The organism is Rhodococcus sp. IEGM 1241 (genome assembly GCF_033142365.1).
Classification (GTDB): domain Bacteria; phylum Actinomycetota; class Actinomycetes; order Mycobacteriales; family Mycobacteriaceae; genus Rhodococcus_F; species Rhodococcus_F erythropolis.
Genome location: NZ_JAWLSE010000002.1, coordinates 22,223 through 39,569 on the forward strand (window position 1 = coordinate 22,223; position 17,347 = coordinate 39,569).

The window sequence follows — 17,347 nt, forward strand, 5'->3', positions numbered from 1 at the left end:
TGCTCGAGGATCGTCGACAACATTACCCAACGGTAAGCGGAAAAAGTCTAAGGACATCCTCAGAGAAGGCTGTCGACCGCATCTGCCACCTCGAGCACCTCATCCGATTCGGCGAAGGTTTTGGCTATTCCCGTTCCGCTGGAACGGGTTTCGAAGCGAACTGTCACCACTCCGTGCCCGGCACCCTGCACCCAACCGTGTCCGTATTCTGGATGCTTCACGTCCAAACCAGGGTGCCAGTAGCGCTGAGGGACGCGTGCGGCCACCGGAACGTCGAGTTCGGCCTCATCGAGGGCGCCCGTGAGAGTCTCGACCGGATAGCCGGGAACGTCCTGATCCAACTCGGGAAAAAGTGATCCTTGCCGAACGGTGGACAAACCGGCGAATCCCACACCGACCAGGCGAATCGGCCCCAATTCCTGTGGATCGATGACCTGTTTCTGCGCGGTCGCGACAAGGATTTGGCGGTCGATCGTGGCAAACGGCAGCGTCACGGATCGAGTCAAGATACTCATATCGGACTTCTTGAGCTTCAGTACGACGGTGCGAGCAGCTCTTCCGTCCTTCTCCAGCCTGGAAAATGCTGCACGACCACTACTTTCGACGGCCGCGCGCAATTGTGCCATCGTGACGATGTCTGCGGCGAACGTGGATTCCGCGCTGATCTGCTTGGATTCGGCACGCTCGGCGACCGGCCGATCGTCGATCCCCTGCGCGAGCCGATGCAACCCCGGTCCGACAGTGGTTCCGAGTATCGACGCCACCTCGGCTATGGGAGTGCGGGCAAACCCTCCGATGGTTTCGATGCCGAGACGCTTGAGCTTTTCCTCGGCAACAGGACCGATCCCCCACAGCTTTCGCACCGGAAGAGGATCGAGCAACTCGTGCTGCATCCCGGGAGGAATCACTGCGACGCCGTCGGGCTTTGCCAGTCCCGACGCGATCTTGGCGACCTGCTTACCTGCGCCGGCACCGATCGAGGCGACCAACCCGGTCTCGGCCTTGATCAACGCCCGCAGGTCCTCGCAAAACGCGCGGACCTCGTCGGCCCCGACTCCGGCCAACTCCACCGGTTCGCCGAAGGCCTCGTCCACCGACAATTGCTCGAGGATCGGCATACGAAGGCGCAACGCGTCGAAGGTGCGTTTACTCAGAACCGAATACAACGACATCCGCGGTGGCAATACCACCGCTCCGCCACCGACCATCCGGCGTGCTTGGTGCATCGGCATTGCCGAACGCGCACCGAAAACTCTCGCTTCGTAACTTGCCCCGGCCACCACTCCGCGCCCACCCAAGCCGCCGACCAGCACCGGGCGACCTCGCAGCGTGGGACGGGTCAACTGCTCGGCAGAGGCGAAAAACGCATCCATGTCGAGATGCAGCACCCACCTGCGACTTCGTGTGGGATCACCTTGATTCATCGGGAGTTACGGTTCTCTCAAAAGTAGGTGCAGAATTTACGTCCGCGCCTTCTTCTTGGGCGACTTCTTCTTCGGCAGGGGTAGTACGTCGGCAGTCCGTTGAATGAAGGCGTGCAGGTGATCGAGGTCCTGCAGCCGTTCCTCCGTCACCCGGTAGTAATCCTTCGCTCCCGGGTACGGCGGAGCCAGATCGGCCTCTGATCCGAACTCCGTACTGACCTCGGTGGGTTTGACGAACAGAACGTCTCCGCAGATCAAGCCCACGATCTTCTCGTCGCAATACAATCCGTACTCGCCGAACATCGCCCTTGCCCGCACGTCGAGCGGTTCCAACTGCTCGAGAATGCGCGCCACGGTTTCCTTGCTCGTACTCATGAGAGCAAACTACTCCGGCACCCCGACATACAGACATTCATCGGGGAGCCGGAGTAGTTACGGCGGTATTAGACCTTCGTGATCGCGGCGCGGATACCGTCACCGAGATCGACGGCGTCGTCTCCCGCTTCACCCACCGAGAACGAGGTGGCCAGAACCTCACCGGCGATCAATTCGCGATGACGCTCCGCCCACTCCTTGCAGTCCTGCGGAACCTCGAGTACGACGTTGATCCGGTCCGAGACGTCCAAACCGGCGGCACGACGCGCATCCTGCAACTGACGGATACGGTCCTTCGCCCAGCCCTCGGCTTCGAGTTCCTCCGTCACGACGGAATCGAGTACGACGAGTCCCGCACCGTCTGGCAATGCAGCCGTCGAATCAGGCTCGGCTGCAACCAGTTTCTGCGTGTACTCCTCGGGCAGCAGTTCGATGCCCGCCGCAACCACGACGCCGTCCGCGTTCTCGGTCCAGTCGCCCGCCTTGACCGCCTTGATGACAGTCTGAACGGATTTGCCCAGACGCGGTCCTGCAGCACGCGCGTTGACCGCGATCTCGAAGCGCCCGTGCACGTCGACGTCATCGGTCAGATCGACCTTCTTGACGTTGACCTCGTCGGCAATCAGTCCGAGGAACGGACGCAGACGCTCGGCATCCGGCGCCGCAACCGTGACCTCGGGCAGCGGAAGACGAACACGCAGATTCTGCGCCTTGCGCAGGCTCAGCACCGTGGAGCACACGGTCCGGACGTCGTCCATCGCCGCTACCAGCTCGGGGTTCGCGGGGAGCTCCGACGCCTCGGGCCAATCAGCCAGGTGAACCGAGCGCTCCCCGGTCAACCCGCGCCAGATCACCTCGGACACCAGCGGCAACAGCGGCGCAGCGAGACGCGTCACGACCTCGAGCACGGTGTGCAGGGTGTCTATCGCGTCGCGATCCTCGTCCCAGAACCGCGAACGAGACCGTCGCACATACCAGTTGGTGAGCGCATCACAGAACAACCGAAGCTCGTCGCACGCGCCGGCGATGTCGTTGACCTCGAGGGCCTCGGTGATCACGTCGCGGGTGGTAGCGAGCTTGGCCAGGATGTACTGATCGAGGATGTTCTCCGAATCGGTACGCCACACACCGGATTCCGGCGCGTACAACTGCAAGAAGCTCCAGGCGTTCCACAGCGGGAGCAACGCCTGACGTACGCCTTCGCGGATGCCCTGCTCGGTCACGATGAGGTTTCCGCCGCGCAAGATCGGCGAAGACATCAGGAACCATCGCATGGCATCGCTGCCGTCGCGGTTGAACACCTCCTTCACGTCCGGGTAGTTGCCCTTGGACTTGCTCATCTTCAGTCCGTCGTCGCCCAGCACGATGCCGTGCGCAGCAACGGTTTTGAACGCCGGACGATCGAAGAGTGCGGTTGCCAGCACGTGCAGCGTGTAGAACCAGCCGCGAGTCTGCCCGTTGTACTCGACGATGAAATCGCCCGGGAAATGGCCCTCGAACCATTCACGGTTCTCGAATGGGTAGTGCACCTGCGCGTACGGCATCGAACCGGATTCGAACCAGCAGTCGAGCACCTCGGGAACCCGGCGCATCATCGACTTCCCGGTCGGGTCGTCGGGGTTCGGGCGGACCAGGTCGTCGATCATCGGGCGATGCAGATCGGTCGGCCGCACGCCGAAGTCTGCCTCCAACTGATCGAGCGATCCGTACACGTCCGTACGCGGGTACTGCGGATCGTCCGACACCCACACCGGGATCGGGCTGCCCCAGTAACGGTTTCGGCTGATGTTCCAGTCTCGTGCACCTTCGAGCCACTTGCCGAACTGGCCGTCACGGATGTGCTCGGGCACCCACGTGATGTCCTTGTTCAGCTCGACCATGCGATCTCGGAACTTGGTGACCGCGACGAACCACGAGGGAACCGCCATGTAGATGAGCGGCTGCCCACTGCGCCAACTGTGTGGGTACGAGTGCTCGATCGTCTCGTGCCGCAGCAGCTTTCCGGCAGCCTTGAGGTCCTTGATGATGACAGGGTTGGCGTCGAACACCATCAGGCCCTCGTACGGCGGAACCATCGAGGTGAACTTTCCACCCGGATCGAGCGGCTGTACGACCTCGATACCGTTGGCCGTGGCCACGTCCATATCCTCTTCACCGAAAGCCGGTGCGAGGTGGACGATTCCGGTTCCGGAGTCGGTTGTCACGTAGTCCGCCGAGAGCACGACGTGCGCATTCGGATGTCCGAGGAAGAAGTCGAACGGCGGAGTGTACGACAGTCCGACCAGCTCGGCGCCCTTGTGACGGGAAACGACCTCGGGGTCCTCCCCCAGTTCACGTGCGTAATGAGCTACCCGTGCTTCTGCGAGCACGTACCGCTTTCCGTCCTCGCCGAGCACCTGGACGTAGTCGACCTCGGGATGAACCGCAGTGGCCAAGTTGGACGGCAGTGTCCACGGAGTCGTGGTCCAGATGATCGCGTTTGCGCCGTCGAGGGGTGAACCCGGAGCGACCAGCGGCATGTCGACCGTGACTGCAGGATCCTGACGCATCTTGTACGCGTCGTCGAGACGAGTCTCCTGATTGGACAGCGGAGTCTGCTCGTACCAGCTGTAGGGCAGCACACGGAAGCCCTGATAGATCAGGCCCTTGTCGTGCAGCTCCTTGAAGGCCCACATGACGGACTCCATGAAGTCGACGTCCAGGGTCTTGTAGTCGTTGTCGAAATCGACCCAGCGCGCCTGGCGGGTGACGTAGTCACGCCACTCGTCGGTGTACTTGAGCACCGAGGCCTTGCAGTACTCGTTGAACTTGGCCAGACCCATGACTTCGATCTCGGCCTTGTCCTTGATGCCGAGCTGCTTCTCCGCTTCGAGCTCTGCCGGAAGGCCGTGGCAATCCCAGCCGAAGCGTCGTTCGACCTTGCGTCCACGCATTGTCTGGAAGCGCGGCACCAGGTCCTTGACGTACCCCGTCAGCAGGTGGCCGTAGTGCGGCAAACCGTTTGCGAATGGCGGTCCGTCGTAGAAAACGAACTCTTCGTTACCGTCCCGATTGGAAACCGACGCACGGAAGGTGTCGTCGTCGTCCCACTGTTTCAGGACTTTCTGTTCCAGTTCGGGGAACTTGACTCCGGTGTCGGCGGGGACACCGTAGTCGACTTTGGGATACCCGTTACTCGCCATGGCGATCTCCTCGTGCCAGTCGGACTCGGCACGGGGACGACGTGACGCTTGTGCGCCGACACCGCGGTACCACCCCGTTTGCACCCCGCAGATCCGTGCTTTCACACCGGATCTCGAGCTGCCACTCGATCGAGCTGTGACGGGCTCACCCGTTCGGTTCTACTGGGTCCTCGACACGTACGAAAGCGTCGACAACCGTTCTTCCGAAAGCTCCCCGGTGATTGCCGGATCACAGCCTGGTATTCGTGTTGGACAGTCTAATACTCGTCCTGGACCTTGTCGGAACTCGCCCTAGGACTTGTCGGGGGCACCCGGCGACCCGCCGTGGTTTCCCTGATTGTCGTCGTTGGCAGTAGCTGCATCATCGGTCGAGGAATCCGAGGAACTCTCGACTCGACCGTAAGGCGACGACACGCCGCTGCCCGATATCGGGTCATCCAACGAAGGAACCGCCTTCCTGCTGGTCAGCGCACTGACCAGCAGGAGGACGGCACCTGCTACACAAATCGCGATACATGCCCACGCCCAGATCAGCGACCCTGTGGTCAGGGCAACGATCAGGAGAGCGAAGCCAACTCCCGCGAGAACCAACGTCACGACCAGCACGTATCAACCTTTGTCCGGTCCGATAGCTGAGCCGACGAGGCGCTCTCGGTCAGCTGTTTCCCTTGGCGAAGGACGGGCTGTAGGAATCCTGTCCACCGTCGACCGGAACGGCCGAGCCACGCTGTTCGAGCTCTTCGAGTTGCGATTCCAGGTAGGACTTCAGGCGCACCCGGTACTCACGTTCGAACGTCTTGAGCTGCTCGATACGGCCCTCGAGGACCGAACGCTGCTGGTTGATGGTCGCCATGATTTCGGTGTGCTTCTTCTCGGCGTCTGCCTTGAGAGCGTCTGCCTTCTCCTGAGCCTGGCGAAGCTGGGTCTCGGAGCGAGTCTGAGCGTCGGTCAGCATTGCTTCCGACTTGTTGCGCGCATCCGCGATCATGCCGTCGGCCTTGCTGCGAGCCTCGCTCATGAGCTGCTCGGAGTTGGTGCGAGCACTGCCGAGCAGCTGCTCGGATTCGGTCTTGGCATCGTTGGTGAGGCGATCCGCCATCTCCTGAGCCAGTCCGAGGACCTTCGCGGCCTGCATGTGGGTGTCGCCACTCTGCGGCGCTGCAACGGCAGCGGCGGCGGGAACCGGAGCTGCAACGGGTGCAGGCTTGGGCGGTTCGACGACCCGAGCGGGCTCCGGCTTGGGCTGCGCTGCGACGGGTGCTGCCTGCTGAGCAGGTGCCGGCGACTTCTTGGCAGCCGCGAGCTCCTGATCCAGCTCACCTACGCGCTGGCGCAGGTCCGCATTCTCTTCGATGAGCTGCGACAGCGCCTGCTCGACTAGGTCGAGGAATGCGTCGACCTCGTCCTCGTTGTAGCCACGCTTGCCGATAGGCGGCTTGCTGAACGCAACGTTGTGCACGTCAGCTGGAGTCAGTTGCGGCATGGAAGGATCCCTTCACGCGTCATTTGGCGGTCTAGCAAGCATTCAGTTGCAACACAGTCTACGTAGTGGCGAACCATCGGATGAGTTATGGCTTCCATTCTGGCATACCACTCACTCGGACTGCGCTCAGCGAACAACCGACATCAGGATGATGACGATGAAAAGCAAGACCATGATGGATAGATCCAAGCGAACTCCACCGAGGTTGATCGGGGGGATCAACCTGCGGAGCAGTTTCACCGGAGGATCGGTGATCGTAAAAATGGTTTCGAGAATGACTGCGACCAATCCGGTCGGTCGCCAATCTCTGGCAAACGAACGAACGAACTCGACGATCACTCTGCCGATCAGCAACAGCCAGAAGACAACCAGCACCAGATAGATCACAGAGAGAAGCGCGTCCACACCCTCACTCTGCCTGACTTCTGCGGTGTGTCCAAAACAGACACACCGCAGCAATTCCGGAACCGGCCCGCATCGAGTCCGTCTTGTAACGGCCGGCGATGGGTCCGAATGCGGCGTCCGCCGAGACGGGCCGCCGTTCGAATGTGCTCACGTCACCCCTGCTCAGGGGCCGGACTGCGGTCGAGACCATCATTTCTGGCTGTAGAAACCCGTCTCCGCGATACGACGGCGTTCCTCAGCGGAAACGTCGATGTCAGCCGGTGAGAGAAGAAACACTTTGGTGGCTACCTTGTCGAAAGAACCACGCAATGCGAACGCCAGGCCGGCCGCGAAATCGACCAGACGCTTCGCGTCGGCGTTGCTCATGTCGACCAGATCCATGATGACGGGAGTGCCGTCGCGGAACCGCTCACCGATGGTGCGGGCCTCTGCGTAGCTCTGCGGACGCAGTGTCGTGATCTTGGCGAGCGGGCCGCCGTCATCGACAACAGGCGCACGTCGCGCTTCGGGACGCTCTGCACGGGCGTCGACCGCGAGGTTTCCACGGCTTGCCGGACGCGGCGCCATCGCCGGGCGGCTACTGCGGCTGGGAACGGTGTCGACGCGGGGCCGGGAATCGTAGCGATCGAACTCCGCGTCCTCTTCGTCACGACGACTGGGCGCGTAGCTCGCCTTCGAGAAGGCAGGTTCGACGAACTCGCGGTCGTCGCGCTCGGCATAGCCGTCGTGACTACGACGGGGTGCGCGGCGAGCCTGATCGGGCTCCTCCACGTATTCGTCCTCGTAGTCATCGAGGGGAACCATGCCGAAGTAAGCCTTGAACTTATGCAGGTTGCTCATTGATCGACCTTCCTTGGCGCGGCGGAATCAATCCGACTGCGACCGGTCGCAGCGGTGTGGACGGGTTGGGCGATCACCTGAGCGATCACCTCGAGATTACTGGTCGTGAGCCGAGCAGTGCGGTTCCGACACGCACGCACGTTGATCCGTGGCGCACTGCGGCCTCCAGATCACCGGTCATGCCAGCCGAGAGTTCGGTTGCCCGAGGATGCGATTCGAGAATCAAAAGATGTGCCCTGCGGAGGATTTCGAACTGCTCGTCCGGATCTGATCCAAGTGGCGGGACGGCCATCAGTCCCGCAAATTCGAGACCTTCGGCTGATTCGATCCGCTCGGCGAGAGGAGTTAGCTCTCCCGTGGGAACTCCGCCACGCGCAGGGTCTCCGTCGAGACTTACCTGGATGAGCACCCGCAGCGGCGCTTTACGCTCCCCGTCGGACAAAGCTCCGAGCGCCGCCCGATCGAGTGCATCGGCCAGTCGTGCACTGTCCACCGAGTGAATTGCGTAGGCCCACTTCGCTACCGAACGCGCTTTGTTGCGCTGCAACTGCCCGATCATGTGCCAACGAACCGGACCGTCGATCGCGCCGCTCTGAGCAGCGCCGTCGAAGTCCGCGACCTTCTCCACTGCTTCCTGCTCACGAGACTCACCGAATCCACGGCAACCCAGTTCGTACAGGATTCGGGCGTCGGACGCCGGAAAGAATTTGGTAACTGGCAGCAGTGCTACGTCGGAAACTTCACGACCGGCGGCAAGGCAGGCGGCCGCCAGCCGCGCACGCACCGAGTCGAGTGCCGTCGATATTTCTGTCAGCCGCATATCCGTCTGGCGCATTTCTGCCTAGACGGTTTCCTGCGCTGCGGGCGCTTCCATCCAGATCACTGCAGCTTGACGCCCGGTCAGAGATTCTCGGCGATGACTGAACAACGCGCGATCCTCGATCGTGCACCGCGGGTCCTCGGCAACACCGGACACACCCGCGGCGAGCAACTGCTTACGCAGTCCCGCACGCAGATCGAGTCCCGGCGTGCCCTTCTCGGTGCGAGTTGCGCTGCCCGGCAAGTGCTTTTCCACGTCCGCACGCATCGCGGCGGGAACCTCGTACTGGCGTCCGCTCGCTGCCGGGCCGAGGAAGGCACCGATACGTGAGACGTCCGCGCCCTGTCGCACCATCTCCGCGAGGACACGCGGGACGATACCGATGCGGGCACCGATCCGTCCCGCATGAACTGCCGCGATCACACCGGCCTCCTCGTCGGAGAGCAGAACGGGAACACAGTCTGCGCTGAGGGTGGCGAGCGCCAGGCCGGGAACGGTGGTGACCAGAGCGTCCGTCACGGGAATCACTTCGTCGGTCGGTTCCGTCACGACAGTGACGTTGCGCGAGTGGATCTGTTCCATCCACACGAGATGGTCAGGCTCGACGCCTATTTCGCGTGCCAGACGACGGCGATTCGCCTCGACGGCTGCCGGATCGTCTCCGACGTGATCGCCGAGATTGAACGACTCGTACGGCGACGCGGAAACACCACCGGCTCGGCTGGTCACGACGCGGCGAATGCGGGTGCGGGTGGTCGACTTCTCGGTACTCAAGATAAGTGTGCTCACAAACGTCGAAAGTTGTCGTCCGGCTCAGACGTGACCGGACATCCAGTCAAGAACAGGGTACCCAGAAATTCCGGGCACCCTGTTCTCGAAACTGTTTGTAGCCCTGCGTCAGCGACGCATGAAGACAGGCACATCGACGTCGTCGTCGCCCTCGTCTTCCTGGACCGGCGCATGGCGTGGGCCACCGATCGGAGGCAAGCTACCCGAACCCGTCGTCTCGCGCGCTGCGGAAATCGGCTGCTCGCCAGCAGGTTCGGCGGCCACCGGTGACCGGCCGACCTCACCCGCGCGCCCGGCGCCGATAGCTCCACGTCCCTGTGCGGTCGACTCCACGGGACGACGAGCCGGAGCTCCTCCGTCGAATCCCGCAGCGATGACCGTCACACGAACCTCGTCACCGAGTGAATCGTCGATGACCGTTCCGAAGATGATGTTGGCGTCGATGTGCGCGGCTTCCTGCACCAGCGAAGCCGCCTCGTTGATCTCGAACAGACCCAGATCGCTACCGCCGGCGATCGACAGGAGCACGCCGCGGGCGCCTTCCATCGACGCTTCGAGGAGAGGCGAATTGATCGCAGATTCCGCCGCCTTGATCGCGCGTCCCTCACCACGTGAGGATCCGATGCCCATCAACGCACTGCCTGCACCGGACATGACACCCTTGACGTCCGCGAAGTCGACGTTGATCAGACCCGGAGTGGTGATGAGGTCGGTGATGCCCTGGACACCGTTGAGGAGAACCTCGTCGGCGCTGCGGAAGGCGTCCATGAGGCTGACGGCCGCGTCACCCAGCTGGAGCAGGCGATCGTTGGGAATGACGATCAGCGTGTCGCAGGACTCGCGGAGCGCCTGGATTCCGGTATCCGCCTGTCCCCCACGACGCTTGCCCTCGAAGGAGAACGGCCGAGTCACGACGCCGACGGTGAGTGCGCCCAGCTTCCGGGCGATGCTTGCCACGACAGGGGCACCACCGGTTCCGGTGCCACCACCCTCGCCTGCGGTCACGAACACCATGTCGGCGCCCTTGATGACCTCTTCGATCTCGTCCTTGTGATCTTCGGCTGCCTTGCGACCCACTTCAGGGTCAGCACCGGCGCCGAGGCCACGGGTCAATTCACGACCGACGTCGAGCTTGACGTCGGCGTCACTCATCAGAAGGGCTTGCGCGTCCGTGTTGACCGCGATGAACTCGACTCCCTTGAGTCCCTGTTCGATCATGCGGTTGACTGCGTTCACGCCGCCGCCGCCGATGCCGACGACCTTGATTACGGCGAGGTAGTTGTGCGGGGGCGTCATCGGCTCTCGCCTTCCGTGTCGTGTTTCACGCTGTTTGTCAGTGCTGCTGTCTTTTTACTGCTGCTGTATTTGTAACTGCTGGTGTATTTGTTACTGCTGGTGTTCGAGATAAACTCTAAACCTCAACCACAGGGTTAGAGTTATGTCAAGTATTCGATCTGAAACGAAACGCTATGCACCGTCGTCGCGTTCCGCCATTAGGCGCGCCGAGACACACCGAAGTATTTGCCACGCACCGGCGCACGGGTGCACCGTGCGCTATCGGACCGTCGGAAGATCAGGACTGGACACGTCGTACGTCTGCCCCGGTTGAGTCAACAGAGGAAGCGTCACGGCAGCCTTACGATCCGAGTGCTCGACACCGCCCCAGTTTACGACGCGACCGTCGAGCAGAGTCAGCGTGACACTCGAAATCGACCGAGCGGCAACCTCTCCCACCTGAAATCTCAGATCCGGCGGCAACACCGACAACACCTCGAGCGCGGCAAGCGTCGGCTCGTCGTTCCATCCCGGCGTCGGTGTCACCAGACGCGGAACCCCCGGCGGCGGGACGCCCATCTCGAAGTCGACACCCTTCTCGTCCAGCAGGTGTGCCCCCTCGGGTGAGTCGACGAAGACAACCGGTACCCGTTCGGTCACGGTGACGCGAATGGTCGACGGATACATCCGCTGCACTCGGGCGGAGGCCACCTTCGGAATCGTCGCTACACGTGCGGCTGCCGCACCGGTGTCGACCCGCATCAACGGCTGACCGGTCGGTACTGCCAGGAGCGAAAGGATCTGTTCCTCACTGACCGTCGTCGCACCGAGAACTTCGGTGCCCCGGACCGAGAGCACCGGAGACAACCAGGCCGTCAGCGCAATTCCCACCACCAGCACGATTGCCAGCGGTGCCACGATCAGCGGTCGCTTGAACCACTTACGAGTCGGCGTGGGTTCGGGAGCCGGCTCCGTCGACCGCGTCGAGTATCGCGATTCGGTGCGAGTACTGCGCCGACGCGTACTGGTGGCTCGCCTGGCCTGAGGATCTCGACGCCCGCGACGACTTCGTGCGTCGGGTGTCATCGCGGCGCGGGATGCGGCGCCGAACGCAAAGCATCGAGGATCTGTTTGCCGAGCATGGTCACGTCACCGGCGCCCATCGTGATGACGATGTCGCCGGGGTGAGCCAACGCCGCCACCTGCTTCGGTGCCTGCGACAGATCGGGTTGATAGTGAACAGGTTTGGTGACCGATTGAGCGACAAGCGCACCGCTGACTCCCGGCATCGGCTCTTCGCGAGCACCGTAGACATCGAGAACCACTACCTCGTCGGCCAAGTCCAGTGCCTGCGCGAACTCCACGGCAAATGCCGCTGTGCGCGAATAGAGGTGAGGTTGGAAGACCACGATCACACGTCCGGCTGCCGAATTGGTCGACGACGAATCATCTTCCGGTCGAACCAGATCCGCGGCCGCGCCGAGAACCGCGCGAACTTCGGTCGGATGGTGGGCGTAGTCGTCGAACACCCGGACACCACGCTCGCGGCCAGTGAACTGGAAGCGGCGGTGGACGCCACCGAATCCGGCGAGCCCCTCGACGATCTCCTCGGTCTCGGCGCCCGCATCACGGGCGGCCAACAGGGCGGCAAGTGCGTTGAGCGCCATGTGCCGACCCGGCACTGCCATCCGCACGGTTCGCGCGGCGCTCTCGCCGGCCAGTTGGAACTGCAGGACTCCCCCGACGTCGTGTGCATGGAAGCCCAGTAGTCGGACTCCGACCTCGACGCCGTCGACAGGTTCGAAGGCAGTGCCCGCTTCTACTTCCTGCGAATCCGCTGATCCGTAACCGAGCACACGGATGTCCGAACGACCCGAGGCCACGATTCGCTTCGCGAGATCCGCAGATCCCGGATCGTCGAGGCAAGCAATCAGAAGTCCACCCGGACGTAGCTTGTCGACAAAATCGTCGAACACCTTCACATACGCTTCGACGCTGCCGAAGTAGTCGAGGTGATCGGCCTCGATGTTGGTCACGACGATCACGTTGGGGTCGTACTGAAGCAGCGACCCGTCGCTCTCGTCGGCCTCGGCGACAAAGACGTCACCGCTGCCGTGATGGGCATTCGTGCCCGCCTCGTTGAGTTCGCCGCCAACGGCAAACGAGGGGTCGAAACCGCAGTGCTGCAGGGCGACCACGAGCATCGACGTCGTCGACGTCTTGCCGTGTGTACCCGAAACCAGGAACGTGCGATTGCCCTGCATGAGTGATGCAAGGACAGCCGGCCGAAGAATCACCGGGATTCCGCGGCGAGCGGCCTCGACGAGTTCCGGGTTGTCCTTCGGGATAGCTGCGTGCGTCGTGACGACGACGGTCGGTCCACCTGGCAGCAGGTCGAGAGCATCGGCGTCGTGGCCGATCCGGACCTGTGCCCCGCGTGCACGAAGCGCCAGGACTCCTCGGCTCTCCTTGGCGTCCGAACCCGAGACAAGGCCCCCGCGGGAAAGCAGAATTCGAGCGATGCCGGACATACCGGCACCGCCGATTCCGACCATGTGTACTCGCTCGAGGTGGGCGGGCAGCGCGGTCATCGGTTTCCCCTTGCATTTTCCTGGACGGCGTTTTCCTTTGCCGCGATGTCGAGCACGATCCGTGCGATCTCTGTTGCCGCCGTGCGGTGCCCGACATTGGCAGCGCCACTGCTCATCTTGTCGAGACGCGCGCTGTCGCTCAGCATCGGGACGACGGTGCCGGCGACGAACGTCGGCGTGAGCTCGTTGTCGGAGACGATGATCGCGCCGCCAGCTGCGACAACGGGTTTCGCGTTGAGTTCCTGTTCACCGTTGCCGTGCGGCAGCGGAACGTAAACGGCCGGTAGTCCGACCGCCGAGACCTCGGCGACCGTCATCGCGCCCGAACGACAGATCGTCGCGTCGGCTGCGGCATACGCGAGATCCATCCGCGAAAGATAAGGTACAGCCACATACGGTGCCGTCTCCGAGTACTGCGTGACCTCGAGGGAGTTCTTGGGTCCGTGTGCGTGAAGGACCGAGATCCCGGCCTTCGCCAGTTCTTCCGCTGCTCCGGACACCGCGTCGTTGAGCGACTTCGCGCCTTGCGATCCGCCGAAGACGAGCAGAACGGGACCGTCCTGAGGCAGTCCGAAGTACTCGCGAGCTTGCGAGCGGAGTCCCGCTCGATCGAAATTGGCGATCGACGCGCGAACCGGGATGCCGACGATCTCGGCGTCCTGATCGCCGCGGTTCTTCACTCCGGAACCCGGAACAGCAGCAAGCACCCGCGTCGCCAGGCGAGCACCGATCTTGTTCGCGATGCCGGCACTGGCGTTCGCCTCGTGGATGACGATCGGAATCTTGCGGCGGCGCCGAAGAACACCGCCACGTGCGGCAAGATACGCCGGAAGCGCGACGTAACCACCGAAACCGACGATCACGTCGGCGTCGACGGAATCGAGTACCTCACGGGTCTTGCGCACCGAGGCGAGGATGCGTGTCGGCAGTTTGACGAGATCCATCGTGGGCTTACGAGGAAGCGGAACCGGCGGAATGAGCTCGAGTATGTACCCGCGGGCAGGCACCAAGGTGGTTTCGAGACCACGTGCTGTCCCGAGTGCGGTGATCCTGGTGTCGGGCTGAGCGGCCTTGACCGCGTCCGCGACCGCAAGTGCGGGTTCGATGTGACCAGCCGTGCCTCCCCCTGCCACCACTACCGACAGAGCCGATTTGTTGCCGCTCACCTACGAATTCCTCGCTCTCGAACTTCTCGTGGATCTTGTGCCCTACGTGTCGGCGCCTGCCGACGCTGACCATTCTGCCCTCCCGCGGTGCGCTTCCGTGACCCAGCGGCCGCACCTCGGTTGGAATCCGAGGAAGGGCGAGCGCCTTGATCTGCCCGCTTGCGTCGATCGCCCGTCTCGATCGCGCGCCGGCCGTCGCGTCCGCGTGCCGGTTCGATCTGTCGTGCGGGCTTCGGTCGACGGATAGGCCGGCCCCCTGACGGCGGGTGGTACAGCACCGGCTTGGGCAGTCTGAGCAACTTCGAGATCTTGCCGTCCTGCCCGGAGTTCAGAGCGGCAACTGCTTCTGGCTCGTGGCGCGCTGCATTGGCGATGACCCCGAACATGAACAGCGTGATCGCCAAGGACGAACCACCGGCGGAGACCAAGGGCAACTGGAGTCCGGTCACCGGTAGCAGTCCGATGACGTAACCGATGTTGATCATCGCCTGGCCGACGATCCAGGTAGTTGCGGTGGCCGACAGGAGCCGCCAGAACGGATCGATGCTGCGGGCTGCGATCCGCAATCCCGTGTACACGAATACAGCGAACAAACCGATCACCACAGCGCAGCCGACAAATCCCAGCTCTTCGCCGATGATCGCGAAGATGAAGTCGTTGTGCGCGTTCGGTAGGTAGTTCCATTTGGCGACGCTCTGCCCGAGTCCGCGACCGAAAAAGCCGCCGTCTGCGAGCGAATACAAGGCCTGCTTGGCCTGATAGTTGTTGCCCTGCAGGTCATCACTCTTGTTGAAGAAGGCCTGGACTCGGTCGGATCGATACCCGGCCGTCATGGCCAGGACAGCGGCGCCGACAACGCCTGTCAGCGCTATCGAGCCGAAGAGTTTCAGTGGAAGCCCACCGAACCACAGCAAGGCCCCGACGATGATTCCCAGTGCGATGGTCGTACTGAGGTTCGGCTGCGCGACGACCAAGGCGAAGACCAGCATCGCAGCGGGCACGAGCGGAATCAGGATCGACTTCACGGATCGGTCGTCCGGACGCCTCGAGGCCAACAGATGCGCGCCCCAGATCGCCAAGGCGACCTTCATGATTTCCGATGGTTGCACCGAGAATCCACCGACGTTGAACCAGCGACGCGCACCCTGCGCTTCGGTGCCGATTCCCGGAATCAGGACGAGTACCAGCATGATCAGCACGACGACGAACAGCGGAAACGAATACTGCCGGAGCACTCTCGCCGGGATCCGCAGCGCGACGTAGAAGAGCACCGCCCCGAGAATCGCGAAGATCAACTGCTGGGTGAACAACGAATATGCCGAGCCACCGGACACGTACTGCTCGACGCTCGACGCCGACAGAACCATCACGAGCCCCAAGACAGTCAACATCGTGGCAATCGTCACCACCAGGTGGAACGACGCCAACGGCCGCGCCAACCAGGCACCGATTCGGGTCTTGGGACCCTTGGTCATCGCAAGTTCCCGGCTTGGCCAGGCGAATCCGTGAACGGATCGGGTAATGCGGCTACGGCGGCGGCGAAACTGTCACCACGATGTCCGTAGCTGGCGAACATGTCCAAGGACGCGGCGGCCGGGGCAAGTACAACTGCATCACCGGGGGACGCCAACTCGGCAGCTTCGACGACCACTGCGGCCATGACGGCATCCGCGTCGGCACCCGACGGCAGCCGGATGGTGAGAGTCGAGTTGCTGCTGTTTTCGCTCACCGCTTCATCGTCCCCCGACAGCACGTGCACCACGGGAACATCGGGCGCGTGTCGCGCCAGCGCGTCCTCGATCACACCGGCGTCACTGCCGAGAAGAACGGCGCCGGACAGTCTCGGTCCCACTTCGCTCACCAACTGCTCGACGCTTGCGCCCTTGAGCAGACCGCCTGCAACCCAGACGACGCGGTCGTGCGCGAGTATCGACGGCCTGGCTGCGTGCGGATTGGTGGCCTTGGAATCGTCGATGTACACAACGGACCCGACACGACCGACCAGGGCCCCTCGGTGTGGGCCGACCTTGTGTGCGGCCAGACCGCGTTCGACGACGTCGGCCTCGAATCCGAGTGCCCGCGCCAAAGCGGCAGCGGCCAGCGCGTCCATGACGCCTGCCGGGCCGGCCGGATCTATGGAAGCTGCTTCGGCCAAGCGGACGTGATCGCCGAAAGCGTTGTCCACGAGGTGTCCCGCTTCGACACCCAGTTCTCCTTCGCCCGGTTCACCCAATCTGAACCCGGTGACAATGTCTGCAGTTGCGCGAGTTCCCAGTTCGGAAGCGATTGCGTCATCGAGGCCGACCACCGCGACCTTTCCACTCAGCGCCCGCGACTTTGCCTCGGCGTACGCGCTCATTCCGCCGTGCCAGTCGAGGTGATCCTCGGCGACATTGAGGACGACGCCGGCATCCGGACGCACCGAAGGCGCCCAGTGCAATTGGAAAGACGACAGTTCGACAGCGAGGTACTCCACGCGCGGCGACGTCTCGGCGAGTGCGTCGAGTATCGGAAGCCCGATGTTCCCGCAGGCTCGGCCGACAACTCCGGCGGCGTCGAGAATCGACGCCAGCATCGACGTCGTCGTGGTCTTGCCGTTCGTCCCCGTCACGACGAGCCACTTACGGGGACCGCCGAAGTGCCCGCTGTGGTCGACGCGCCACGAGAACTCGACGTCTCCCCAGATGGGAATCCCGTGACCGGCGGCCGCTGCAAGGATCGGTGCATCGGGCCGAAAGCCCGGACTGGTGACGACGAGCCCGTACTCGGTGATCGAATCCGGAGCATCCTCGATCGAGGTGGTGGTCACCATGTCCGCGCCGAGCTCGGCGCAGCGCTCCGCAAAGTCCAAGGTCGAATCGGCGACCGTCACGACAGCACCAAGAGCGACGAGAGGTTCGATGGTCGCTTGACCGGACACCCGCCCTCCGGCGACCAGCACTCGCGTACCGCGGAGCCAGGACAGGTCGTTCTCGGAATCCGCTGAGCTGGTCATGG

At 63.0% G+C, this 17,347-nt stretch carries 14 protein-coding genes and 1 pseudogene; all 15 read right to left on the reverse strand.

The window, feature by feature from the left end:
• Positions 1-59: 59 nt before the first annotated feature.
• Positions 60-1,424 (reverse strand): DNA polymerase IV, encoded by a 1,365-nt coding sequence (locus R4P70_RS09720; protein WP_019748863.1) that lies wholly within the window; start codon positions 1,422-1,424, stop codon positions 60-62.
• Between the two features lie 36 nt (positions 1,425-1,460).
• On the reverse strand, positions 1,461-1,799 hold the full coding sequence (locus R4P70_RS09725; protein ID WP_003941748.1) for a TfoX/Sxy family protein: 339 nt from the start codon (positions 1,797-1,799) through the stop codon (positions 1,461-1,463).
• 68 nt (positions 1,800-1,867) lie between these two features.
• Positions 1,868-4,981, reverse strand: coding sequence for an isoleucine--tRNA ligase (ileS, locus tag R4P70_RS09730; protein ID WP_020908068.1), 3,114 nt, complete (start codon positions 4,979-4,981; stop codon positions 1,868-1,870).
• Positions 4,982-5,401: 420 nt separating this feature from the next.
• Positions 5,402-5,587 (reverse strand): annotated as a pseudogene (locus R4P70_RS32685) (hypothetical protein); the annotation flags it as partial.
• Positions 5,588-5,636: 49 nt separating this feature from the next.
• Positions 5,637-6,464 (reverse strand): DivIVA domain-containing protein, encoded by an 828-nt coding sequence (locus R4P70_RS09740; RefSeq protein WP_003941722.1) that lies wholly within the window; start codon positions 6,462-6,464, stop codon positions 5,637-5,639.
• A gap of 126 nt (positions 6,465-6,590) precedes the next feature.
• The gene (locus R4P70_RS09745) at positions 6,591-6,869 is read right to left on the reverse strand and encodes a YggT family protein (protein ID WP_003941780.1); all 279 of its coding nucleotides are present in this window, start codon (positions 6,867-6,869) and stop codon (positions 6,591-6,593) included.
• 189 nt (positions 6,870-7,058) lie between these two features.
• Entirely contained in the window at positions 7,059-7,709 is a 651-nt protein-coding gene (locus R4P70_RS09750) for a cell division protein SepF (RefSeq protein WP_003941752.1), read from the reverse strand.
• An 85-nt stretch (positions 7,710-7,794) separates the two neighbouring features.
• Positions 7,795-8,544, reverse strand: a complete 750-nt coding sequence (locus R4P70_RS09755) for a YggS family pyridoxal phosphate-dependent enzyme (protein WP_317830751.1) — start codon at positions 8,542-8,544, stop codon at positions 7,795-7,797.
• A gap of 6 nt (positions 8,545-8,550) precedes the next feature.
• The gene (gene pgeF / locus R4P70_RS09760) at positions 8,551-9,318 is read right to left on the reverse strand and encodes a peptidoglycan editing factor PgeF (RefSeq protein WP_047890079.1); all 768 of its coding nucleotides are present in this window, start codon (positions 9,316-9,318) and stop codon (positions 8,551-8,553) included.
• Positions 9,319-9,426: 108 nt separating this feature from the next.
• Complete coding sequence (ftsZ, locus tag R4P70_RS09765; protein ID WP_003941788.1) at positions 9,427-10,614, reverse strand: cell division protein FtsZ; 1,188 nt, start codon at positions 10,612-10,614, stop codon at positions 9,427-9,429.
• 258 nt (positions 10,615-10,872) lie between these two features.
• Positions 10,873-11,679, reverse strand: coding sequence for a cell division protein FtsQ/DivIB (locus R4P70_RS09770; protein ID WP_019748870.1), 807 nt, complete (start codon positions 11,677-11,679; stop codon positions 10,873-10,875).
• Positions 11,676-13,184 carry a UDP-N-acetylmuramate--L-alanine ligase gene (gene murC, locus R4P70_RS09775; RefSeq protein WP_256064338.1) on the reverse strand — a complete coding sequence of 503 codons (1,509 nt, stop codon included), beginning with the start codon at positions 13,182-13,184 and terminating at the stop codon, positions 11,676-11,678. The genes R4P70_RS09770 and murC overlap by 4 nt, the downstream gene beginning before the upstream one ends.
• On the reverse strand, positions 13,181-14,350 hold the full coding sequence (gene murG / locus R4P70_RS09780) for an undecaprenyldiphospho-muramoylpentapeptide beta-N-acetylglucosaminyltransferase (RefSeq protein ID WP_021334090.1): 1,170 nt from the start codon (positions 14,348-14,350) through the stop codon (positions 13,181-13,183). The genes murC and murG overlap by 4 nt, the downstream gene beginning before the upstream one ends.
• Complete coding sequence (gene ftsW, locus R4P70_RS09785; RefSeq protein ID WP_020908072.1) at positions 14,347-15,825, reverse strand: putative lipid II flippase FtsW; 1,479 nt, start codon at positions 15,823-15,825, stop codon at positions 14,347-14,349. Before ftsW ends, murG begins: the two co-directional genes overlap by 4 nt.
• Entirely contained in the window at positions 15,822-17,345 is a 1,524-nt protein-coding gene (murD, locus tag R4P70_RS09790; RefSeq protein ID WP_317830752.1) for a UDP-N-acetylmuramoyl-L-alanine--D-glutamate ligase, read from the reverse strand. Before murD ends, ftsW begins: the two co-directional genes overlap by 4 nt.
• Positions 17,346-17,347: the final 2 nt, after the last annotated feature.